19 protein-coding genes are annotated in these 21,567 nt (G+C 35.1%); 17 read left to right on the forward strand and 2 right to left on the reverse strand.

The window, feature by feature from the left end; genetic code table 11:
• The first annotated feature begins 148 nt into the window (after positions 1 to 148).
• The 3 genes from recA to AB5359_RS00870 all read left to right on the forward strand — a co-directional run bounded on the left by recA (position 149) and on the right by AB5359_RS00870 (position 4,237).
• On the forward strand, positions 149 to 1,243 hold the full coding sequence (gene recA / locus AB5359_RS00860) for a recombinase RecA (RefSeq protein ID WP_048685210.1): 1,095 nt from the start codon (positions 149 to 151) through the stop codon (positions 1,241 to 1,243).
• A 127-nt stretch (positions 1,244 to 1,370) separates the two neighbouring features.
• Positions 1,371 to 2,993 carry a ribonuclease Y gene (gene rny, locus AB5359_RS00865; protein WP_003648427.1) on the forward strand — a complete coding sequence of 541 codons (1,623 nt, stop codon included), beginning with the start codon at positions 1,371 to 1,373 and terminating at the stop codon, positions 2,991 to 2,993.
• A 101-nt stretch (positions 2,994 to 3,094) separates the two neighbouring features.
• Positions 3,095 to 4,237 carry a glycosyltransferase family 4 protein gene (locus AB5359_RS00870; protein ID WP_048685213.1) on the forward strand — a complete coding sequence of 381 codons (1,143 nt, stop codon included), beginning with the start codon at positions 3,095 to 3,097 and terminating at the stop codon, positions 4,235 to 4,237.
• Between the two features lie 19 nt (positions 4,238 to 4,256).
• On the opposite strand, the gene AB5359_RS00875 is transcribed toward AB5359_RS00870, so the two are convergent.
• Positions 4,257 to 4,922 (reverse strand): YigZ family protein, encoded by a 666-nt coding sequence (locus tag AB5359_RS00875; protein ID WP_020806704.1) that lies wholly within the window; start codon positions 4,920 to 4,922, stop codon positions 4,257 to 4,259.
• A 122-nt stretch (positions 4,923 to 5,044) separates the two neighbouring features.
• On the opposite strand from AB5359_RS00875, the gene AB5359_RS00880 reads away from it, so the two are divergent.
• The 10 genes from AB5359_RS00880 (at position 5,045) to trxB (ending at position 15,427) form a co-directional block, all read left to right on the forward strand.
• On the forward strand, positions 5,045 to 6,232 hold the full coding sequence (locus AB5359_RS00880) for a DEAD/DEAH box helicase family protein (protein WP_180374231.1): 1,188 nt from the start codon (positions 5,045 to 5,047) through the stop codon (positions 6,230 to 6,232).
• Entirely contained in the window at positions 6,229 to 6,900 is a 672-nt protein-coding gene (locus AB5359_RS00885; protein WP_077410445.1) for a ComF family protein, read from the forward strand. The genes AB5359_RS00880 and AB5359_RS00885 overlap by 4 nt, the downstream gene beginning before the upstream one ends.
• 81 nt (positions 6,901 to 6,981) lie before the next feature.
• Positions 6,982 to 7,527: a ribosome-associated translation inhibitor RaiA gene (gene raiA / locus AB5359_RS00890; protein WP_003646990.1), complete on the forward strand. Its 546-nt coding sequence runs from the start codon at positions 6,982 to 6,984 to the stop codon at positions 7,525 to 7,527.
• A 158-nt stretch (positions 7,528 to 7,685) separates the two neighbouring features.
• Positions 7,686 to 10,085: a preprotein translocase subunit SecA gene (gene secA / locus AB5359_RS00895; RefSeq protein ID WP_020806701.1), complete on the forward strand. Its 2,400-nt coding sequence runs from the start codon at positions 7,686 to 7,688 to the stop codon at positions 10,083 to 10,085.
• A gap of 80 nt (positions 10,086 to 10,165) precedes the next feature.
• Positions 10,166 to 11,282, forward strand: a protein-coding gene (gene prfB / locus AB5359_RS00900) for a peptide chain release factor 2 (RefSeq protein WP_113532452.1) whose coding sequence is annotated in 2 segments (ribosomal slippage) — positions 10,166 to 10,237 and positions 10,239 to 11,282 — 1,116 coding nt in all. Because the reading frame shifts where the segments join, the coding sequence is not laid out codon by codon here.
• A gap of 19 nt (positions 11,283 to 11,301) precedes the next feature.
• Positions 11,302 to 11,580 carry a hypothetical protein gene (locus AB5359_RS00905; RefSeq protein ID WP_003648437.1) on the forward strand — a complete coding sequence of 93 codons (279 nt, stop codon included), beginning with the start codon at positions 11,302 to 11,304 and terminating at the stop codon, positions 11,578 to 11,580.
• Positions 11,573 to 12,532: an HPr(Ser) kinase/phosphatase gene (hprK, locus tag AB5359_RS00910; RefSeq protein ID WP_020806699.1), complete on the forward strand. Its 960-nt coding sequence runs from the start codon at positions 11,573 to 11,575 to the stop codon at positions 12,530 to 12,532. The genes AB5359_RS00905 and hprK overlap by 8 nt, the downstream gene beginning before the upstream one ends.
• Positions 12,529 to 13,365, forward strand: coding sequence for a prolipoprotein diacylglyceryl transferase (gene lgt / locus AB5359_RS00915; protein ID WP_048685219.1), 837 nt, complete (start codon positions 12,529 to 12,531; stop codon positions 13,363 to 13,365). The genes hprK and lgt overlap by 4 nt, the downstream gene beginning before the upstream one ends.
• A 35-nt stretch (positions 13,366 to 13,400) precedes the next feature.
• Positions 13,401 to 14,420 carry an NAD(P)H-dependent glycerol-3-phosphate dehydrogenase gene (locus tag AB5359_RS00920; RefSeq protein WP_048685223.1) on the forward strand — a complete coding sequence of 340 codons (1,020 nt, stop codon included), beginning with the start codon at positions 13,401 to 13,403 and terminating at the stop codon, positions 14,418 to 14,420.
• Between the two features lie 71 nt (positions 14,421 to 14,491).
• Positions 14,492 to 15,427: a thioredoxin-disulfide reductase gene (trxB, locus tag AB5359_RS00925; protein ID WP_003648441.1), complete on the forward strand. Its 936-nt coding sequence runs from the start codon at positions 14,492 to 14,494 to the stop codon at positions 15,425 to 15,427.
• 91 nt (positions 15,428 to 15,518) lie between these two features.
• Here the strand turns inward: trxB and galE are convergent, their stop codons facing one another.
• Positions 15,519 to 16,511, reverse strand: coding sequence for a UDP-glucose 4-epimerase GalE (gene galE / locus AB5359_RS00930; RefSeq protein WP_126327906.1), 993 nt, complete (start codon positions 16,509 to 16,511; stop codon positions 15,519 to 15,521).
• A 153-nt stretch (positions 16,512 to 16,664) separates the two neighbouring features.
• Between galE and AB5359_RS00935 the strand changes: the two genes are divergently transcribed.
• The 4 genes from AB5359_RS00935 (at position 16,665) to AB5359_RS00950 (ending at position 21,442) form a co-directional block, all read left to right on the forward strand.
• The gene (locus AB5359_RS00935; protein WP_048686354.1) at positions 16,665 to 17,666 is read left to right on the forward strand and encodes a LacI family DNA-binding transcriptional regulator; all 1,002 of its coding nucleotides are present in this window, start codon (positions 16,665 to 16,667) and stop codon (positions 17,664 to 17,666) included.
• Positions 17,667 to 17,796: 130 nt separating this feature from the next.
• The gene (locus AB5359_RS00940) at positions 17,797 to 18,966 is read left to right on the forward strand and encodes a galactokinase (protein ID WP_048686355.1); all 1,170 of its coding nucleotides are present in this window, start codon (positions 17,797 to 17,799) and stop codon (positions 18,964 to 18,966) included.
• A gap of 18 nt (positions 18,967 to 18,984) precedes the next feature.
• A complete protein-coding gene (locus AB5359_RS00945; protein ID WP_048686357.1) occupies positions 18,985 to 20,454 on the forward strand; it encodes a UDP-glucose--hexose-1-phosphate uridylyltransferase in 1,470 nt (489 codons plus the stop codon).
• A gap of 1 nt (position 20,455) precedes the next feature.
• A complete protein-coding gene (locus AB5359_RS00950) occupies positions 20,456 to 21,442 on the forward strand; it encodes an aldose epimerase family protein (protein ID WP_048686359.1) in 987 nt (328 codons plus the stop codon).
• The last annotated feature ends 125 nt before the right edge of the window (positions 21,443 to 21,567 follow it).

The following is a 21,567-nucleotide window of genomic DNA, read 5'->3' on the forward strand; positions in this document are numbered from 1 at the left end:
AGAAATGCTTCTTTTTTTTGAAAAAAATAAAGTTAGTTTGCGTAATAAAAATTAGAGAAATATATATATGAACGCTAGTTTGTATTTCTCTTGCTTTTAGGTAGTCAAACCAAGTATAATTATTATAAATGAATAAGGAGGAAGAGATTTGGCTAAAGATGATAAAAAGAAGGCCTTAGACATTGCCTTAAAGAAGATTGAAAAAGACTTTGGAAAAGGCGCAGTTATGCGTATGGGTGAAAAAGTAGACACTCAAATTTCCACTATTCCTTCCGGTTCACTAGCTTTAGATGCTGCTCTTGGAGTTGGTGGTTATCCACGTGGACGAATTATTGAAGTATATGGACCAGAAAGTTCTGGTAAAACTACAGTAGCACTTCATGCTGTTGCAGAAGTTCAAAAGCGTGGCGGAACGGCTGCATACATTGATGCTGAAAATGCTATGGATCCGGCTTATGCTGAGGCATTAGGTGTAGATATTGATTCATTAATTTTATCTCAACCAAATACTGGTGAAGAAGGATTACAAATTGCAGATACTTTGATTGCCAGTGGTGCAATTGATATTTTGGTTGTGGATTCAGTTGCTGCATTAGTACCACGAGCTGAAATTGATGGTGATATGGGAGACTCTCACGTTGGTTTACAGGCGAGATTAATGAGTCAGGCCTTGCGGAAACTTTCTGGAAATATTTCTAAGACGAAGACAATCGCCGTTTTCATTAACCAAATTCGTGAAAAAGTTGGTGTGATGTTTGGAAATCCAGAAACTACTCCTGGTGGTCGCGCTTTAAAGTTCTACTCTACTATTCGATTAGAAGTTCGTCGCGCAGAACAGATCAAGCAAGGATCTGATGTAATTGGTAACCGTGTTAAGCTAAAGGTTGTTAAGAACAAGGTTGCTCCACCATTTAAAGTGGCAGAAGTTGATATCATGTACGGTAAAGGAATTTCTCAAACTGGTGAATTAATTGATATGGCTGCTGACAAGGATATCATTAAGAAGGCTGGTTCATGGTATTCATACGGTGATGATCGAATTGGTCAGGGACGTGAGAATGCTAAGCAGTACCTTGAAGAACATCCAGATGTGTATGATGAAGTAAAAGAAAAAGTGCGTAAAGCATATGGAATTGATGCTAAAGCTATTGAAGAGCGTGAAAACCCCGAAAAAATAAAGCAGGAGAAGGAAGCAGCAGCGGTAAAAGATGATGCTTCCAATGAGAAAAGTAAAAAAAACTAGTAAACAAATACAGTTAAACCTTGGCTTTTAAAAGTCAAGGTTTTTTGTATGATTGACATCACTTCCGGATACTTTTATTATTAATAATGTGTGAAATAATTCTATAAAAAAGGCGATAGTAAAAGATATGATAAATACAATTTTAGTTCCTGTTGCTGTCGCTATTGTTTCTGTCTTAGTTGGAGGTTGTGCGGGTTATAGTCTTCGTAAGAATAAATGGGAGACTCAAGCTCAGAATGCAGCCCATGATGCAAAACACATCTTGGCAGATGCAGAAAGTAAGGCTAAAGCGGTAGAGGCTGATCTTGCTTCTCAAAAAGAAGCGATGAGAAAAGCTGCAGCTGATGCTAAAAAAGAAAAGATCTTGGAAGCACAAGAAGAAATTCATCATTATCGTGAAAGAGTAGATAATGAATTGAATGAGCGGCGACAAGAAGTTTCTAGACAAGAAAATCGCTTACTGCAACGTGAAGATGCTATTGATCATAAAGATAGTTTGCTGGATCAAAAAGATTCACAACTCACACAAAAAGAAAACCAAATTAAAAAATTGCAGGCTCAAGTTTTAGAAAAAGAAAAAAGAGCTGATCAATTAGTGACCGAGCGAGAGCAAAAGCTCTATGAAGTTGCAGAGTTAAGTCAAGAAGATGCTAAAAAGATCGTTTTAGACAAGCTTTCCGACCAACTGGTTAAAGAGAGAGCAGAAATGATTGAAGAAAGTAATCAACTTGCTAAAGCAAAAGCGGATCATTTTGCTCGTAAAGTAATTGTCGATGCAATTCAAAGTAGTGCAGCTGATACAGTTTCGGAAAAGACTGTTTCAGTAGTTAATTTACCAAATGATGATATGAAAGGTCGTATCATTGGCCGTGAAGGTAGAAATATTCGCTCATTTGAGGCTTTAACTGGTGTAGATGTGATTATTGATGATACACCGGATGTAGTAGTCCTAAGTGGTTTTGATCCAATTAGACGTGAAATTGCAAAAAGAGCATTAGAGCGTTTGATTAAGGATGGTCGAATTCACCCAGCACGGATTGAAGAAATGGTTGATCGAGCTCGTAAAGAAGTGAATGATGACATTTACGAAGCTGGAGAGAGTGCTTTAATGGAACTTGGAATTCATAAGATGCATCCAGAATTAGTAAAAATTTTGGGACGCTTAAAGTATCGTACGTCTTATGGACAAAATGTTTTGTCTCATTCTATTGAAGTAGGCAAATTAACTGGTGTGATGGCTGCTGAACTTGGTTTAGACGAAAAAATAGCGGTACGCGCAGGATTATTACACGATATTGGGAAGTCAATTGATCATGAAATTGAAGGTTCCCATGTAGAAATTGGTGTTGAACTTGCACGGAAATATCATGAACCAGATTTGGTTGTGAATGCGATTGCTGCTCACCACGATGATGTTCCTAAATTATCATTTATTGCAGAACTAGTTGTGGCCGCTGATACAATTTCTTCAGCTCGTCCGGGTGCTAGAAGCGAATCTCTAGAAAATTATATTCGTCGTTTAGAGCAACTGGAAACAATAGCTAAAGGACATATTGGCGTAAAGCAAGCATATGCAATTCAAGCAGGTCGTGAGATAAGAGTGATGGTCGAACCTGATAAAATTTCAGATGCTCGAACTACTATTCTTGCTCATGATATTAGAAACCAAATTGAACAAGATATGGAATATCCTGGTAACATTAAAGTTACGGTTATTCGAGAAAAACGTGCTGTTGCAATAGCAAAATAAAGACGAATCTTAAGATTCGTCTTTTTTTGTTTATTGCTTTATTGTGTTTGGATTGGGGTCTAGGTATAATGAGAAAAAGAAGTTTAAGAAAGTAGATTGTTATGTTTCAAACAATTGTAAAAATATTCTTATTAGTAATTATTACTGCTGCTATAACTCCTTTTATTAGAAAATTAGCTTTCGTATTAGGTGCAGTTGATAATCCAAATGCTCGCCGAATTAATAAAAAGCCAATGCCAACTATTGGCGGCCTAGCTATCTTTGTAGCTTTTAATATTGGAGAGTTTGTTTTGTTAAGGAAAGATTTCCCCACACATGAGCTTTTTTCAGTATTACTAGCATCTAGTGTCATTATTTTGACTGGATTGATTGACGATATTTTAGAACTAAAACCCAGACAAAAAATGTTTGGAATCTTTATAGCATCCCTAGTTGTTTACTTTTTAGCTGGAATTAAAGTTAGAGAATTAAGTTTGCCATTATTAGGTCATCTTCAACTAGGTTGGTGGAGTTTTCCTCTTACTATTTTTTGGATTTTAGCTTTAACTAATGCCGTTAATTTAATTGATGGGCTCGATGGCCTAGCTACAGGAGTTACTTTGATCTCTCTTGTAACGATGGGAATTGTCGGCTTTTTCTTCCTAAAGAGTTGGCAGCACTATGTTCCAATTATGTGTATTATGCTCGCAGCTTGTTTATTAGGATTTTTACCATATAATTTCCATCCTGCTAAGATCTTTTTAGGAGATACAGGTGCACTGTATATTGGCTTTATGATTTCGGTATTTTCTTTAAAGGGACTAAAGAATGTAACTTTTGTATCGTTATTAGTACCAATTCTTATTTTAGGTGTTCCAATTACTGATACAGTATATGCAATGATCCGCAGGAAATTGAATAAAAAGAATATTTCTCAGGCTGATAAGCACCATTTACACCACCAGTTAATGCGAATGGGACTGACACATCGTCAAACGGTTTTAGCCATTTATGGAATTTCACTTATTTTTTCTTTTGTATCACTTCTTTCATTAGTTTCACCTAGATGGGGGATTTGGTTATTAATTTTGGGCTTGTTGTTTGCAGTTGAACTTTTTGTTGAGACTATTGGATTATTAGGTGAAAAATATAAGCCACTTCTGCATTTCTTGCAACGAACTATTAATAAAATGGAACGTGCAGATCCTGAAGTAAATGTTAGACGATTAAATAAAAAGAATCCAGATAAAAAAGATTTACGTTGATATTAACGTAAATCTTTTTTTATTGCTCATGGAAATTAAAATCAGTAACAGGAATTTCGTTGAATCTTTGATCTAGTTTATTAAATTCTACTTTTCCAGATAATAGATTAATTAAGCTGTCTTCAACTTTTTGAATTTGATCTAAGTCTAAATAAATCTGAATAGTGACATTTGTAGTATATTCTTGGCTAGCGATTGAAATTCGATTTTCTTCTAAGTAATGATTGATTTCATCTATTCGGTTATATGGAATTGAAAATTGAATTAGTTGCTGCATAACGCACTTAACAACGCCAATATTTTGCGCAGCTTCGGTTACTGAATTCGAATAAGCACGAATTAAGCCACCAGCTCCTAGCTTAATGCCGCCAAAATATCGGGTGACAACGGCTGTTACATTCTTTAACTTCATTAGTTGTAGAGCCTTTAGTTCTGGAATTCCAGCTGTTCCTGAAGGTTCACCGTTGTCACTTGCTTTAACTTGGTTATCATTTAATCCAAGAGTATAAGCATAGGTATTATGTGTAGCATCATGATATTTTTTAGAAACTTGTTCAATAAATTCTTGAGCTTCTTCTACTGTTTCAGTCCGGGCTAAAGAACAAATAAATTTACTTTTCTTAATAATTAGCTCATGCTGCCCAGTTTTACCAATTGTTAAATAATTTAATGGTTTTGATGACAAAAAATCGCCTCCAAATGCGTAATTAACATAGGGTGATATTGATGACCGAATTAAAAGGACGCCAATGGATATCTGATCAGAATAACCATAACATAAACGGCGAAACTACAAAAGTTCCTGCAATGATAAATGGAATTTGTCAGCGATGTAACACCAAAGCAGTATCGAAATTACCAGATGGGCGACGGTATTGCCGAGAGTGTATTGGGCTAGGAAGAATAACAGAAGGGGATGAGTTAGAACGAAACGTTGAGAATGTCAATTATCCTAAAGTACTTATGCCTTTAAGCTGGGATGGCACGCTAACTGAACAGCAAGAATTGATCTCCAAGGAATTAGTGAATTCTTTTAAAGATAGGCGTAATCATCTGATTCATGCAGTAACTGGGGCTGGTAAGACTGAAATGCTATTTAAGGTAGTAGAAGAAGTTTTAAAAGGCGGTTTTCGAATAGCAATTGCTACTCCAAGAATTGACGTAGTTGATGAATTGTTTCCACGTTTTCAAGCGGCTTTTGAAAAAGTAGAAATTGGCAAATACCATGGGCGTGAACATCATGAGATAAGTGATGAACAATTTGTTATTTGTACAACGCACCAACTTTTAAAGTTTTATCATGCGTTTGACTTAATTGTAATTGATGAGGTAGATTCTTTTCCTTTTTATGAAAATAAGATGTTGCATTTTGCGGCAGAAAACGCGGTAAAGGAAGCAGGGTGTACTTTTTTTCTAACAGCAACGCCAGACTCAAAGTTATTAAGGCAAGCGAAAAATAAAACAATAAATTATTCTTTACTTAAGAGGCGATTTCATCAAGGTTTGTTACCAGTCCCCAAAGAAAAATATTTTTTTAAGTCTTTTATTTCAAATAAGGGAAAAGTTCATCCGGTTTTGATTAAACAAATTAAGCAAATTCTTGATATGAAAAAGCCACTTTTAATATTTGTTCCTCGAATTAAAGAATTACCGGCTTATGAAGAATATATAAGCTCAATTTTTAAAGTAAGTAAGATTGTTAGTGTATATGCAGGTGATAAGGATCGACAGGCAAAAGTTGCTAGCTTTCGCAAGCGAGAGATAGATATTTTACTGACGACAACAATTTTAGAACGAGGAGTAACTTTTAAGCATGTTCAAGTAATTGTGATTGCTGCCGATGATCCAATTTATAATACGCCAAGCTTAGTTCAGATTGCAGGAAGAGTTGGGAGAAGTGCTGATGATCGAGATGGATTAGTTTTGTTTTGTTATCACAAATATACTAAAAGTATCCGAGAAGCAATGAGACAGATTAGGATGATGAATAGATGAGTAAATGTCTACTGTGTAAGTCTAATTTTAGGAGACAAATTAATTACGAAATAATTTTTTCATTTGTTAAATCTAAAGAAAAGTATACCTGTTCTGATTGTTTACAAAAGTTTAACAAAAAGAAAGGCATCGTATGTTCAGGCTGCAACAAAGAAATAAATAAAAAAGGATTGTGCTCTGATTGTATTAAATGGCAGCAAAAATACGCAGGCAATATATTAGACAATAAAGCCATATATCAATATAATGAAGCTTTTCATGACTTGATGGTGCAGTATAAACGCTATGGCGACTACGTTTTGAGCTATGTACTAGCTGAATTAGTTAATTCTTTGCCAAAAGCAGATTATTATGTCCCGATTCCTAGTTCTCCCAGCCATTTACGAAAAAGAGGATTTGAAACAATTGCTTCTATTTATCAAAAATTTGTCCCTTTAACAGATTTATTGGTTAAGGCGGATACTGAAAAAGCCCAAGGTGAAAAAAATAGACAAGAGCGGTTGCTAACTAAGCAGACATTTTCAGCAATTAGAAACAAGAATGTCCGAGGAAAAATTTTGTTGTTGGACGATATTTATACAACGGGACGGACCTTATATCATGCTCGGGATGCGGTATTAGAAGCTTATCCTAATTGTAAAATAAATAGTTTTACAATTAGTAGATAAATGATTAGTAAAACCGCTTACAATTTGCTATACTAGATGTGTAAAGAAAAACGTCATAAGACGTTGGAAGGAGAATCTACAATGTTAAAATACAATGTTCGTGGAGAAAATATCGAAGTTACTGATGCCTTAAGAGATTATGTTCAAAAGAGATTGGATAAGCTCGAAAAGTACTTCGAAATTAATTCCGATGTAATTGCTCATATCAATTTAAAAGTTTATCCAGATCATACTGCTAAAGTTGAAGTGACAATTCCGCTTCCATACTTAGTTTTACGTGCTGAAGATACAACCGATGATATGTACAAGAGCATTGATTTCGTTTCTGAAAAATTAGAGCGTCAAATTAGAAAATACAAGACTCGTATTAATAGAAAGAGCCGTGAAAAGGGATTGAAAGACTTCTTCTATGAAGACTTAGAAGAAGAAAAGAAGACACCTAAGGAATTTGATATTGTTCGTAACAAGCACTTAGATTTGAAACCAATGAACGCAGAAGAAGCAGTTTTGCAAATGGATTTATTGGGTCATGACTTCTTTGTTTTTGAAGATGCAGATACTAACGGTACAAGTATTGTATATCGCAGAAATGATGGTCGTTACGGTTTAATTGAAACTAACGAATAATTAAAACAATTTTATTAATTGATAGTCTCTTAAGTAATGAATTAGCTTAAGAGGCTTTTTCTTGCAATAGTAGGTTTCTCATTTTTCCAAATTAATGTTAAAATTACATAGTATTATTTTAGATTTGTGCACAAAATGTAAACTTAAGGACCGATTAAATGGCTAATATTCTTAAAAAAATTTATGACAATGACAGAAGAGAATTAAAAAAATTTGAAAAATTAGCAACTAAGGTAGAATCTTTAGCAGACGAATATGAAAAATTGTCTGATGAACAATTACAAGCAAAAACGCCCGAATTTCGCAAACGTTTAGAAAAGGGCGAGACGTTAGACGATCTTTTGCCAGAAGCTTTTGCGACAGCACGTGAAGGAGCTAAGAGAGTTTTAGGATTATATCCTTTCCGCGTTCAGATCATTGGTGGTATTGCACTTCATTACGGGAATATCGCAGAAATGATGACTGGTGAAGGTAAGACCTTAACAGCTACTCTACCTGTTTATTTAAATGCTTTAACAGGAAAAGGCGTTCATGTTGTAACAGTTAACGAGTACTTATCAAGCCGTGACGAAAGTGAAATGGGTCAACTATATAAGTGGCTTGGCTTGACTGTGGGTTTGAACCTTAATTCTATGTCTGCAGATGAAAAGCGAGACGCTTATAACTGCGACGTTACCTACTCCACTAACTCTGAATTAGGATTTGATTATTTAAGAGATAACATGGTTGTCTACAAGGATCAAATGGTGCAACGTCCACTTAACTATGCAATTATCGATGAGGTTGACTCAATTTTAATCGATGAAGCTAGAACACCTTTAATTATTTCTGGACAAGCAGAGCAGGCTAATAGTGAATATATTCGTGCAGACCGCTTTGTTAAGACTTTAACTGAAGATAAAAGTGATGATGATGCGGATGACGATGAAGATCACGGTGATTACAAGATTGATTGGCCAACTAAAACTATTAATTTGACCAACCAAGGAATTAAAAAAGCTTGTGAACATTTCGGCTTAAAGAACTTATATGATATTGATAATCAGGTTTTAGTTCACCACATTGACCAAGCTTTAAGAGCTAACTACATTATGTTAAAAGACATTGACTATGTAGTTCAAAATGGCGAAGTTATGATTGTTGACTCCTTCACTGGACGTGTAATGGAAGGACGTCGCTATTCTGATGGACTTCACCAAGCAATCGAAGCTAAAGAAGGAGTTAAGATTCAAGAAGAATCAAAAACGCAAGCAACCATTACTTACCAGAACTTCTTTAGAATGTACAAAAAACTTGCTGGTATGACTGGTACGGCTAAAACAGAGGAAGAAGAATTCCGTGAAATTTACAACATGGAAGTAATTACTATTCCAACTAACCGACCAATTGCTCGTAAAGATTTGCCTGACATCCTATATCCAACTTTAGATTCTAAATTTGAAGCTGTAGTAAAAGAAATTAAGGAACGTCATGCTAAAGGACAGCCTGTCTTGGTTGGTACTGTGGCAATTGAAAGTTCTGAGCGTTTAAGTAAGATGCTTGATCAAGCTGGTATTCCGCATGCTGTTTTGAATGCCAAGAACCATGCTAAAGAAGCAGAAATTATTATGAATGCTGGTCAAAGAGGAGCAGTAACTATTGCTACTAACATGGCCGGTCGTGGTACAGATATCAAGTTAGGGCCTGGTGTAAAAGAGTTAGGTGGCTTGGCAGTTATTGGTACTGAACGTCATGAATCTCGTCGTATTGATAATCAGCTACGTGGTAGATCTGGTCGTCAAGGAGATCCTGGTGTAACAAGATTTTATCTTTCTCTAGAAGACGATTTGATGAAACGTTTTGGTGGGGACCGTGTAAAATTATTCCTTGATCGAATCTCTGATAATGATGATGATAAAGTAATTGAATCACGGATGATCACTAAGCAGGTTGAATCAGCTCAAAAACGTGTTGAAGGTAACAACTACGATACTCGTAAGCAGACCTTGCAGTATGATGATGTTATGCGTACTCAACGTGAAATTATCTATGGGGAAAGAATGCAGGTTATTTCTGAAGAAAAATCATTAAAACCTGTGCTGATGCCAATGATTAAACGAACTATCGATCATCAAGTTGATATGTATACGCAAGGCGATAAAAAGGACTGGCGCAACGATCAATTAAGGGACTTTATTTCATCTGCTATTACTGATGAAGAAACTACTAAGAAACTTAATATTAAGCACTTAAGTGCTGAAGAACTTAAAAAGCGTCTTTACAAGATTGCCGAAGATAATTACGCCGAAAAGGAAAAACAACTGGCTGATCCTGAGCAAATGCTAGAATTTGAAAAAGTTGTTATCTTGCGTGTCGTAGATGAACGCTGGACTGATCATATTGATGCGATGGATCAACTACGTCAATCTATTAGTTTGAGAGGATATGGACAACTTAATCCATTAGTTGAATATCAAGAAGCAGGCTATAGAATGTTTGAAGAAATGATCAGTGATATCGAATTTGATGCCACCCGTCTATTTATGAAGGCTCAAATACGACAAAACATTAGTCGATAAAACAAAGGGAGGCAGATAATGTCTCTCTTTTTTGCTATTATTAAAGTAAAAGTGATTTAGATGATGTGAGGAATATAAAAATGGAGATTAGTGAAATTCAAGCAAAACTAAATGAATTGAATCCTAAGTTAGAACATTTTAGGAGGTCTCTTTGACTTTGATTCATTAAACGAGGGGATTGCAATCAATGAGCAGAAAATGGCGGAACCCGGTTTTTGGGATGATCAAGAACAAGCACAAAGTTTAATTAATGAAACTAATCGGATGAAAGAAAAGAGCGAAAATTTCAAACAACTTGAAGAAAAGTTTGAAGATGCTCAAACAGCCTTAGAATTGCTTAAAACTGATCCAGATCCTGAGTTAAGTGAAGAATTAGCTAAAGAGATGTTTTCATTATCACAAAGTTTTCATGATTATGAATTATCATTATTGTTATCAGATAAATATGACCAACATAATGCTCTGATGGAAATCCACCCTGGTGCAGGTGGCACAGAGGCCATGGATTGGGCTGATATGCTCTTAAGAATGTATCAACGCTATGCAGCTAATCATGATTTAAAATTTGAAATTGAAGATTATGAGCCTGGTGAGGAAGCGGGAGTTAAAAGTGTAAGTGTCAGAATTCAAGGTAAGAATGCTTTTGGCTTACTTAAGTCAGAAAATGGCGTCCACCGGCTAGTCAGAATTTCTCCTTTTGATTCCGCTAAAAGACGCCATACCTCTTTTGCTTCGGTTGAGGTTATACCCGAGATTGATCAGAGCATTGAGGTTGATATTAATCCAGATGATTTAAGAATTGATGTTTATCGTTCAAGCGGTGCAGGTGGTCAGCATATTAACAAGACTTCAAGTGCTGTTAGAATTACCCACTTGCCTACTGGAATTGTTACTTCATCACAAGCTCAACGTTCTCAATTGCAAAATCGAGAAACTGCAATGAATATGCTGCGTGCTAAATTGTTCCAGCTGGAAGAGGAAAAGAAAAAGAAGCAAACAGAAGAACTCAAAGGCAATCAAAAAGAAATCGGTTTTGGCTCTCAAATTCGTTCATATGTCTTCCATCCCTATAATATGGTGAAAGATCATCGAACTAATTTTGAAACAAGTGACGTGAATGGCGTAATGGATGGAAAATTAGATAATTTTATTTACGCTTATTTACAGTGGCTTTTAAGTCAAAAAAATCCAAACTAAATGTTAAGGAAAAAAGCTTATGGGATTTGTAACTATTTTAATATTAGTATTAGCTGCATTAGTTATTTTAAGTATCTTATTTTCCGTGTTTAAGTTCTTTATTGGACTTTTACCGGCCGCATTAATTGTTGCCTTGATAATTTGGTTGATAGCTAAGTTTTCAGGTAATAAGAAAGATTCAACTGATTCTGGTATTCATAATCCAGTGCAGCCAACTAGCAATAATCAAAAGCGAAAGAAAGCACGAGATGTTTCAGTCAAAGATGTAGAAGATAAAGAGGACAACAAAAATGGTTGAAGCAGTTAAAGTTAGCGAATTAGTAAAAGATGTACCTTCACTTAAGATTATTGAAGGAAAAGAATATTTAAGTCAAAAGTTAATTGATACTTCAGATATTTCGCGACCAGGGTTAGAATTAACAGGATATTTTGACTTTTATCCTAAAAATCGAATTCAACTTTTAGGAAGAACCGAAATTTCTTATAGTGCACGTTTAGACCATGATTTACGCGAGCGGGTTTTTAATAAGATGGCTACTCCTGAGACCCCTTGTTTTATTGTGTCTCGTGGTTTACCAATTCCTTCCGAAATGCTTGAGGCTGCTGAGAAAGAGAATATCCCTGTTTTTTCTAGCAATATGGCTACAACGCATTTATCAAGTGTGATTACTCAGTTTTTAGATGAAAAATTAGCGTCAAGAAAGAGTATTCACGGTGTTTTAGTAGAAATCTACGGAATGGGTGTCTTAATTATTGGAAATTCTGGTGTTGGTAAGTCAGAAACTGCCTTAGACTTAGTTAAAAGAGGACACCGTTTAATTGCAGATGATCGAGTTGATGTTTACCAAAAAGATGATAAGACTGTAGTTGGGGAAGCTCCCAAAATTTTGAAGCACTTAATGGAAATTCGAGGAATTGGAATTATTGATGTGATGAATCTTTTTGGTGCTGGCGCGGTTAAGGATAGTACTGAAATACAATTAATAATTTGCTTGCAAAATTGGGATCCTAAAGCTAACTATGATCGTTTGGGATTCAATGAAAAGACACGTGAGATTTTTGAAGTAGACGTTCCTCAAGTAACGGTTCCTGTTAAAGTTGGACGAAACTTAGCAATTATTATTGAAGTTGCTGCGATGAACTTTAGAGCTAAGAAGATGGGATATGACGCAAGCCAAAAATTTGAACAAAATCTTACTGAATTAATCTCAGATAATTCTAAAAAAGACGAAGGTGAAAGCAAGAAATGAGTTTAGCTTTAAATCCGGTAGCTTTTGATTTGGGACCAATTCAGGTTAAGTGGTATGGCATTTTGATGGCTACTGGTGTTTTGGTTGCCACTTTAATGGCAATTAATGAAGGAAAAAAAAGACAAATTATGCCTGATGACTTCATTGATTTCCTTCTTTGGGCAGCTCCAATTGGTTTTATTGGTGCTCGAATCTATTATGTAGTTTTTGAATGGGGATATTTTTCGCAACATCCTGATCAAATAATTGCTATTTGGAATGGTGGAATTGCTATTTATGGCGGTTTGATAGCTGGCTTAATAGTGTTATTAATTTTTTGTCATCAAAGAATGCTTCCTCCGTTTTTGATGCTTGATATTATTGCTCCTGGTGTGATGGCTGCTCAAGTAATTGCACGGTGGGGCAATTTTATGAATCAGGAAGCACATGGCGCTAAAACGACCTTATCATTTTTAGAAAGTTTACATTTACCGCACTTCATTATTCAACAAATGTATATTAATGGTTCATATTATCAACCAACTTATTTATATGAATCGGCTTTAAATTTGATTGGTTTAATTTTAATTTTGAGTTTAAGGCATAAAAAACATTTGTTTAAGCGGGGGGAAATCTTTTTAAGTTATGTAATTTGGTATTCTGCTGTCCGATTCTTTGTTGAAGGAATGAGAACGGATAGTTTATATATCGCTAATACGATTCGAGTTTCACAGGCATTAAGCTTGATTTTGTTCTTTGGGGCGATTATTCTTTGGATTTATCGTCGAAAGGTTATAAAGCCGAAGTGGTATTTAGCTGGTAGCGGATTAAAATACCCGTATAATAGAGATTGAAAGAAATATTTTTTATAGAAAGTTTGAGTAAGAAAATGGCAAAAATTGCAGTTTTAGGTAATGGATCATGGGGTTCAGTTCTTGGTTCAATGTTAGCTGATAATGGAAATGATGTAGTGTTATATGGAAATATTGATAGTGTTAATCAGGAAATCAACGAGCACCATACGAACACTCATTATATGAAAAATTGGGAACTTAATCCTAATGTACCAGCTACTGGAGATCTAGAAAAAGCATTAGAAGGTGCAGAGATTGTTTTATTTGTTTTACCAACTAAAGCAGTTCGAATTGTTGCTAAAAATGTACGTAAAGTATTAGATAAAAGTGGGGCAACTCCTTTATTAGTGACTGCAACTAAAGGAATTGAACCAGGAAGCAAAAAATTAATTTCAGATATTTTAACTGAAGAAATTTATCCTAATAATAGTGAAAAAATTGTAGCTATTTCAGGTCCTAGTCATGCTGAAAATGTTGCTCAAAAAGATTTGACTGCAATTGCTTGTGCATCAACTAGCGAAGAAAATGCAAAGAGAATCCAGGAAGTATTTTCAAATAACTATGTTCGTTTTTACACTAATGACGATTTAGTAGGTGTTGAAGTAGGCGGAGCAGTTAAGAATGTTATTGCAATTGCGGCTGGTATCTTGGTTGGGCAAGGATATGGCGATGATGCTAAGGCAGCTTTAATGACTCGTGGTTTAGCAGAAATCACACGTTTAGGAGTAAATTATTTTGGTGCAAAACCAATGACATTCTCAGGCTTGTCTGGTATCGGTGATTTGATCGTTACTTGTACCTCAGTTAACTCTCGTAACTGGCGTGCAGGTAAGCAAATTGGTGAAGGCAAGAGCTTAGATTATGTCTTAGAAAATATGGGACAAGTTGTCGAAGGAGCTACTACTGTTAAAGCTGTTCACGAATTGGCTCAAGAAAAGAAAATTGATATGCCAATTAGTGAAGCAATTTACCGTGTTTTATATGAAAATGCCAATGTTGAAGATGAAATTAAACAAATGATGGGAAGAACTCCAAAGCCAGAAATTCAACTTTAAGCAAAAGGATTGCAATTTTTATTTTCTCATAGTAATATATACTTACAAAAAGTAAGAATAGAGGCGAAAATATGTCTGAGAGAAAAAATTATGATGTAATTGTGATTGGAGCAGGTCCTGGTGGATTAACTGCTGCATTATATGCTGCTCGGGCTAACTTAAAAGTTGTTATTCTTGATCGCGGGATTTATGGCGGTCAGATGAATAATACGGCTGGTATTGATAATTATCCTGGCTTTGTTGATATTCAAGGACCTGAATTGGGTGAAAAGATGTATCAAACTGCTATGAACGCTGGGGCTGAATTTGCTTATGGCGATGTACAAAGTATTGAGCAGGATGGTAATAAAAAGATTATTAAGACTGATTCAGGTGAATATGAAGCAGGTGCAGTAGTTATTGCAACCGGAGCTGTTCATAAGCATCTTGGCGTTGCAGGAGAAGAAGAATATGCTGGAAAAGGTGTATCTTATTGTGCCGTTTGTGATGCTGCTTTCTTTAGAGACGAAGATGTTGCAGTAATTGGTGGCGGTGACTCAGCTATTCAAGAAGGGCTATATTTGGCTCAATCTGCTAAGTCTGTAACTGTTATTCATCGTCGTGATCAACTTCGTGCCAAGGCCGAATTGCAACAGAAGGCTTTTGAAAACAAGAAAATGAAGTTTATCTGGAATGCTCAAACTGAAGAAATTGTTGGCGATGGCAATAAAGTAACTGCAGTTAAATACAAAGATAAAGAAACTGGTGAAGAAAAAGAAGTTAAGGTAGCTGGTGTGTTTATTTATGTTGGTATTCAACCACAAACTGCTGTTTTTAAAGATCTTGGTATTACAGATGAACAAGGCTGGATTTTGACAGATAACAATATGCGTACTAAAGTTAAGGGTATTTTTGCTTTGGGTGATGTACGTGCTAAGGAACTTCGCCAAATTGCAACTGCAGTTGGTGAGGGAAGTATTGCTGGTCAAGAAGTATATAATTACTACCAAGGCTTGAATGAAAAGTAAATTATCAAATAAAAGCTGTCTATCATTAGTTTGTTGATAGACAGCTTTTTGTGTATGTAAAATTAAAATATATGTTATAAAATATTACCTTTTACTTATCTTCGTAGCCCTTTGGATGGCTCTTGTGCCAGTTCCAAGCAGTTGCAATTACATCATCAACATTTTCATGTTTTGGCTTCCAGCCTAAGACTTTACGAGCCTTGCTTGAGTCAGCAACTAAAGAATCAGGATCTCCGCCTCTTCTTGGTCCAATAGTGTAAGGAATGTCAATGCCAGTAACTTTTTTAGCAGCTTCAAGGATTTCTAAGTTTGAGTAGCCTTGAGCAGTACCTAGGTTGAAGACGTCAGACTTGTTAGTTTCCATCACGTGCTTAAGTGCTAAGATGTGAGCGTCAATTAAGTCTTCAACTTGAACGTAGTCGCGGACATTAGTACCGTCTTTAGTGTCATAGTCGTCACCAAAGATAGTAAAGTTGCCATCGCCAGAAATAGCACTCTTTAAGATGTTTGGAATTAAGTGAGTTTCAGGACCATGGTCTTCACCAATTGAACCGTCGCTTAAAGCACCAGCCACATTAAAGTAGCGAAGAGCGATTGACTTAATGCCGTCAGCTTTGTCAGCCCAGTGCATAATCTTTTCCATCATCATCTTGGTTTCGCCATATGGGTTGATTGGATCAAGCGGTGTATCTTCAGTAATTGGTAAAGTCTTTGGAATACCGTAAGTTGCAGCAGAAGATGAGAATACTAAGTATTTAACTTTAGCGTCATCCATTGCTTGCAGAAGAGAAATCATACCTGAAACGTTATTGTCGTAGTACTTAAGTGGTTTCTTAACTGATTCAGGAACTAATGAGTAAGCGGCAAAGTGCATTACAGCATCAATGTTTTCATCACGTAAGATTTTGCTTACTAAATTAGTGTCTTCAATATTGCCTTGGTAAAACTTGGCTTTCTTGTCAACAGCCTTTCTATGGCCAGTATAGAGAGAATCAAGGACAACGACATCGTTACCTTCTTCAATTAATTTTCTAACAGCGTGAGAACCAATATAACCGGCCCCACCAATAACTAATACTCGCATGGTGTGCTCCTTTACTGAATTATTTATTTGAAATCGATTACATTATAGCACGAAAATCAATAAATGATTTATTTGATTAGTAAATAATTTAGTAATAGCACAATTATTAAGACTGTGATAAAGTAATTGTGAATAGAGAAAAGTGGTGGAAATATGACAACAATTAAAGAAATCGCTGCTAAATCCGGTTTTTCCCCAGCGACTGTATCGCGTTTATTAAGTAATGATCCACGTCTTTCAGTTACTTCTGAAACAAAAAGTAAAATTTTAAGGGTTGCAAATGAACTAGGATATTTTAAAAAGAACAACAATAAAGTTAATAACCTAAAACCAGAAATTGCTGTACTCTATCGTGTAAATGGAAATGAGCAACTGCAGGATGAGTATTTTTCTTTCTTGCGTGATGCCATTAGAAAGGTAGCGATAGAGAAAGAGATTAAGCTAACATTATTTACAGAAGTAGATGAATTGATAAAGCAAGCTTCACTTTTTCAGGGCTTTCTTGGAGTAGGTACGGCTGAACTTAACTATAAGGAACTGAAAAGACTGCATAATGTTTTGCCAAGCGGTGTATTTATTGATATCAATCCAGCACCGCAATTATTTGATTCGGTTCAACCTAATCTTGAATTGACTGTACAAGATGCAGTTAAGAAATTAATTGCTCAAGGATATACAAATTTAGGTTATATTGGGGCTGAAAGTTTTACTTTAGACCATCAACCTCAACGTGATATTCGTGAAATTACATTTACAGAGTTCTGCAAAACACAAGGAATAAAAAAGACTGAAGTTTTTGCTAAAGGAATTGTTAGTGTAAAAAATGGTTATCAATTAGCAAAAGAAGTAGTTAAAAAATTAGGTAGAAATTTACCGGATGCCTTTATTATTGCTTCAGATACCTTAAGTGTTGGGGTTTTACAATACTTCAATGAGGTAGGAATTAGGGTTCCAAAAGATACTGCTATTATTAGTATTAATAATAGTGAAGTAGCTAAATACATTTCACCGCCTCTTACTTCATATAATATCGATCAAACTGCTTTGAGCAAGTTAGCCATTTCTGTTTTATTGATGAGAATAACCAACTCAGATTTGCCCAAGGTTCACGTTACGATGAATACTAATTTAATTATAAGAAAGAGCTTTAACTAAGTGTATTGAACTAGTTCAATACACTTTTTATTATGAAAACCAGTAAATATATTTACTAAATTAATAAATAGTTTTATAATCGTCTATGAAAACGATTACAAATAAATAATTGATTTACGAGGTAAAAATTATGAATAAAGATGAATTACTTAAAGATTATCAAGAAATATTTGGTGAAGCAGGAAAGGATGTCTTTTTCTCACCTGGTCGAATTAACGTAATTGGAGAGCATACAGATTACAATGGTGGTCATGTTTTTCCAGCAGCAATTAGTTTAGGTGTTTATGGTGTCTATGGTCCAAGGACTGACAATAAAGTTCGTCTTTATTCAGGTAATGTCGATGGCGATATTGTCGAATTTGATTTAAATGATGATTCAGTAGAAAAAGATGATCGCTTTTGGGCTAATTACTTTAAGGGAATGATCACCTATCTTCGTCAAAGAGAATATGGAGAAAAGATTAATCATGGTTTTAATCTATATGTTAAAGCTGATTTACCATCAGGATCTGGCTTATCTTCGAGTGCTGCGATTGAAATGTTAATGGGAATGATTTTGAAGGATGAGTTTGATTTAGATGTGGATCGTCCTAGCTTAGCAAGACTGGGTCAAAAAACTGAGAATGAATTCGTGGGATTAAACTCAGGAATTATGGACCAATTTGCATGCATTATGGGAAAGAAAGATAGTGCTATTTTTCTTGATTGCAACACAATGAAATATGAATATAAACCACTTAAGTTAGGTGATTACGAAATTATTATTATGTCGACTAACAAAGAGCATACCCTAGCAGACTCTGCTTATAACGATCGTGTTAGCGAATGTCACAACGCTTTAGCAAAATTACAAACTAAACTAGATATTAAAGCTTTAGGTGAACTTGACGATAATACTTTTGATGAATATTCATACTTAATTAATGACGAAACAGAGTTAAAACGTGCTCGCCATGCTGTTAGTGAAAATGGTAGAACTATCAGAGCAACCAAAGCAATGGAAGATAATGATCTAGAAAAGCTAGGGCGTTTAATCAATGCATCTCATATTTCTCTTCATTACGACTATGAAGTAACTGGGAAAGAACTTGATACTTTAGCTGAAGCAGCTTGGAAACAAGATGGTGTATTAGGCGCTAGAATGATTGGTGGCGGTTTTGGCGGTAGCGCAATTGCAATTGTAAAAAAGGATGAAGCTGAAAAATTTAAGCAAAATGTTGGAAAAATTTATCGTGATGCAGTTGGGTACGATGCAAGTTTCTATGATGCGGAAATTGTAGATGGAACAAAAAGAATTTAAGCTTAAGGAGCTACAGAAATGAAAATTATTGAGAAATTTGCAGATGAAGTCATTGCGAGTGGAGCATATAAAGAATTAGATCGTGTATATGTAATTAATAAGATCAAAGCTTTAGTAGGTGATGAAGATCAAGAATATGATGGAAAACAATCTCCAGTAAAACAACTTGTTCAAATAGCCGTTGATCGCAAAATTATTCCTGATGACAATACTTCACGCGAAGTTTTAAATGATAAGTTATATGATTTAAAAACGCCGACGCCTTCAAAAGTAAATGAAATTTTCTGGCAAAAAATGCAAAAATCTGCTAATGCAGCAACTGATTGGTTTTATAAGCTTTGCGTTGATAATAATTATGTAAAAAAAGAAGCTATTGCCAAAAATATTGTCTTTTCAGGAAAGAGCTCTAAGAATCATGAATTAGAAATTACGATTAATCTTTCAAAACCTGAAAAAGATCCTAAGGCGATTGCTGCGGCAGCTCATAGTACCGGTAATAAATATCCTCAATGTGCACTTTGTCTTGAAAATGAAGGCTATGTTGGCGGATATGGAAAGAATGTACGTAGTAATTTGCGAATAATTCGTATAATGATTGGTGGCCGTCCGTGGGGCTTTCAATATTCACCATATGCATATTTTAATGAACATTGTATTTTCTTAGATCAAAAGCATATTCCGATGATCATTAATCAGCAGACTTTAATTAATTTAGTAGATATTGAGAAACAACTACCAGAATATTTTGTTGGTTCAAATGCTGATTTGCCAATTGTTGGTGGCTCGATGCTTGCTCATGAGCATTATCAAGGTGGTCGTCACGTCTTTCCAATGATGAAGGCGAAAATAAAAAAAGTGATTAATTTTGATCAATACCCAGAAGTTAAAGCTGGAGTAGTTGATTGGCCTATGAGTGATTTACGCTTAATTAGTAAAAATTCCTTAGATTTAATTGATTTGGGCAGTAAAATTATTGATTTTTGGGATCACTATAGTGACCAAGATCGTCAAATTAAAGCCTTTGATGGTGAAACTAGACACCATACAGTTACTCCAATTATGCATCGTGAAGGAGAAGATTTCGTTTTAGATTTAGTTCTTCGTGATAACAATACTAGTGATAAATATCCATTAGGAATTTTTCATCCACATGCTGAGCTTTGGCACATTAAAAAAGAAAATATTGGCTTAATCGAAGTTATGGGAAGAGCCATTCTCCCAGGAAGACTTAAGAAAGAACTAGAAGAAGTTAAAAAATATTTACTTAATGAAGATAATGAAATAGCTGATAGCCATCTTGATTGGGCCAAGAAAATCAAAGCAGAGCATCAGATTACTAGAGAGAATGTAGATAGTATTTTGCAACAGGCTCTAGTCGAAGTGTTTGATCAAGTTCTTGAATGTGCTGGTGTCTTTAAAAATAATAAAGATGGAGAAGCTGGTTGGCAAAAATTTACCAAGGCTTTAGTAAGCGAGGTAGATAAATAAAATGAAAACAAGTTTTGTAAAATATGGTGTAAAAGATGGGCAAGATCTATGCGAGATTAGCCTTGAAAATGATCATGGGATGCAAGTTAAGCTTCTTAATTACGGAGCAACTTTAGAAAAAGTTCTACTCAATAGTGAAAATATGATCTTGTCATTAAACAGTCCGGAAGACTATTCAAAAGAGAGAAATTTTCTAGGTGGAACAGTTGGTCGAATTTGTGGTCGTGTTCGCTTAGGACAATGGAAACATGGAAATCATATTTTTCAACTACCTAAAAATGATGGAGAAAATCATATTCATGGTGGTATTGGTACTGACATGAAAGTTTGGAATTTTAAATTAAAAAATTCCAATCAAGAATCTCAAGCTGATCTTTTCCTTTTTGATTCAGATGGTGATAATGGCTATCCTGGCAATATGAAATTACATGTAACTTACAAGCTAGATAATGAAAATAATGTGTCATATAAGCTTGAAGCGGTTAGTGATCAATTAACTATTTTTAATCCAGCAAACCATACTTATTTTAATTTAGGTGAACAAGCAACTGATTTACAATTACAACTTGCAGCCGATTACTATTTACCAGTTGGTAAAGATGGGCTACCAAATCAAGGAATGCAAAGCGTAGAAAATACAGTTTTTGATTTTCGAAAAGGTAAGAGAATAGCTGAAACATTAAACAGTGATAATAGTCAAATTAAGTTACGCAATGGTTTAGATCATCCCTTTATCTTAAATGGGATGCAACCAGCAGCAGTTTTAACATCTGATAAACATAAAATGGTTATGACAACTAATGCTCCTGCAATTGTTACCTATACAGCTAACCACTTTAATCATACTGGTATTGCAAACAATATTGGTCAATATGACGGAATTACTTTAGAAGCACAATGCCCACCAGCAGAAGGGATAAACTTAGGTGAAATCACTTTACTTCCTTATGAAAAGTTTGAGCGAAAGATTAACTGGAACTTTAGTTAATTAAGAGTTTTTTCAAATATCGAATAGAAAAGAAGACGTTAAATCTTTTGCGAGCAGAATAATTAAATTGTTAATTATGATAGCAATTTCATTATAACTTGCGTTAAAATAGCAGATGAAACCAT

The organism is Lactobacillus sp. RTP31084st1_F9_RTP31084_210423 (genome assembly GCF_040919545.1).
GTDB lineage: Bacteria > Bacillota > Bacilli > Lactobacillales > Lactobacillaceae > Lactobacillus > Lactobacillus paragasseri.

What these genes read in the sequence shown, in the direction of transcription:
- rny (WP_003648427.1), top strand. Translation starts at nt 1,371, where the DNA reads ATGATAAATACAATTTTAGTTCCTGTTGCTGTCGCTATTGTTTCTGTC.
- AB5359_RS00870 (WP_048685213.1), top strand. Translation starts at nt 3,095, where the DNA reads ATGTTTCAAACAATTGTAAAAATATTCTTATTAGTAATTATTACTGCT.
- AB5359_RS00880 (WP_180374231.1), top strand. Translation starts at nt 5,045, where the DNA reads ATGATAAATGGAATTTGTCAGCGATGTAACACCAAAGCAGTATCGAAA.
- AB5359_RS00885 (WP_077410445.1), top strand. Translation starts at nt 6,229, where the DNA reads ATGAGTAAATGTCTACTGTGTAAGTCTAATTTTAGGAGACAAATTAAT.
- raiA (WP_003646990.1), top strand. Translation starts at nt 6,982, where the DNA reads ATGTTAAAATACAATGTTCGTGGAGAAAATATCGAAGTTACTGATGCC.
- secA (WP_020806701.1), top strand. Translation starts at nt 7,686, where the DNA reads ATGGCTAATATTCTTAAAAAAATTTATGACAATGACAGAAGAGAATTA.
- AB5359_RS00905 (WP_003648437.1), top strand. Translation starts at nt 11,302, where the DNA reads ATGGGATTTGTAACTATTTTAATATTAGTATTAGCTGCATTAGTTATT.
- hprK (WP_020806699.1), top strand. Translation starts at nt 11,573, where the DNA reads ATGGTTGAAGCAGTTAAAGTTAGCGAATTAGTAAAAGATGTACCTTCA.
- lgt (WP_048685219.1), top strand. Translation starts at nt 12,529, where the DNA reads ATGAGTTTAGCTTTAAATCCGGTAGCTTTTGATTTGGGACCAATTCAG.
- AB5359_RS00920 (WP_048685223.1), top strand. Translation starts at nt 13,401, where the DNA reads ATGGCAAAAATTGCAGTTTTAGGTAATGGATCATGGGGTTCAGTTCTT.
- trxB (WP_003648441.1), top strand. Translation starts at nt 14,492, where the DNA reads ATGTCTGAGAGAAAAAATTATGATGTAATTGTGATTGGAGCAGGTCCT.
- galE (WP_126327906.1), bottom strand. Translation starts at nt 16,511, where the DNA reads ATGCGAGTATTAGTTATTGGTGGGGCCGGTTATATTGGTTCTCACGCT.
- AB5359_RS00935 (WP_048686354.1), top strand. Translation starts at nt 16,665, where the DNA reads ATGACAACAATTAAAGAAATCGCTGCTAAATCCGGTTTTTCCCCAGCG.
- AB5359_RS00940 (WP_048686355.1), top strand. Translation starts at nt 17,797, where the DNA reads ATGAATAAAGATGAATTACTTAAAGATTATCAAGAAATATTTGGTGAA.
- AB5359_RS00945 (WP_048686357.1), top strand. Translation starts at nt 18,985, where the DNA reads ATGAAAATTATTGAGAAATTTGCAGATGAAGTCATTGCGAGTGGAGCA.
- AB5359_RS00950 (WP_048686359.1), top strand. Translation starts at nt 20,456, where the DNA reads ATGAAAACAAGTTTTGTAAAATATGGTGTAAAAGATGGGCAAGATCTA.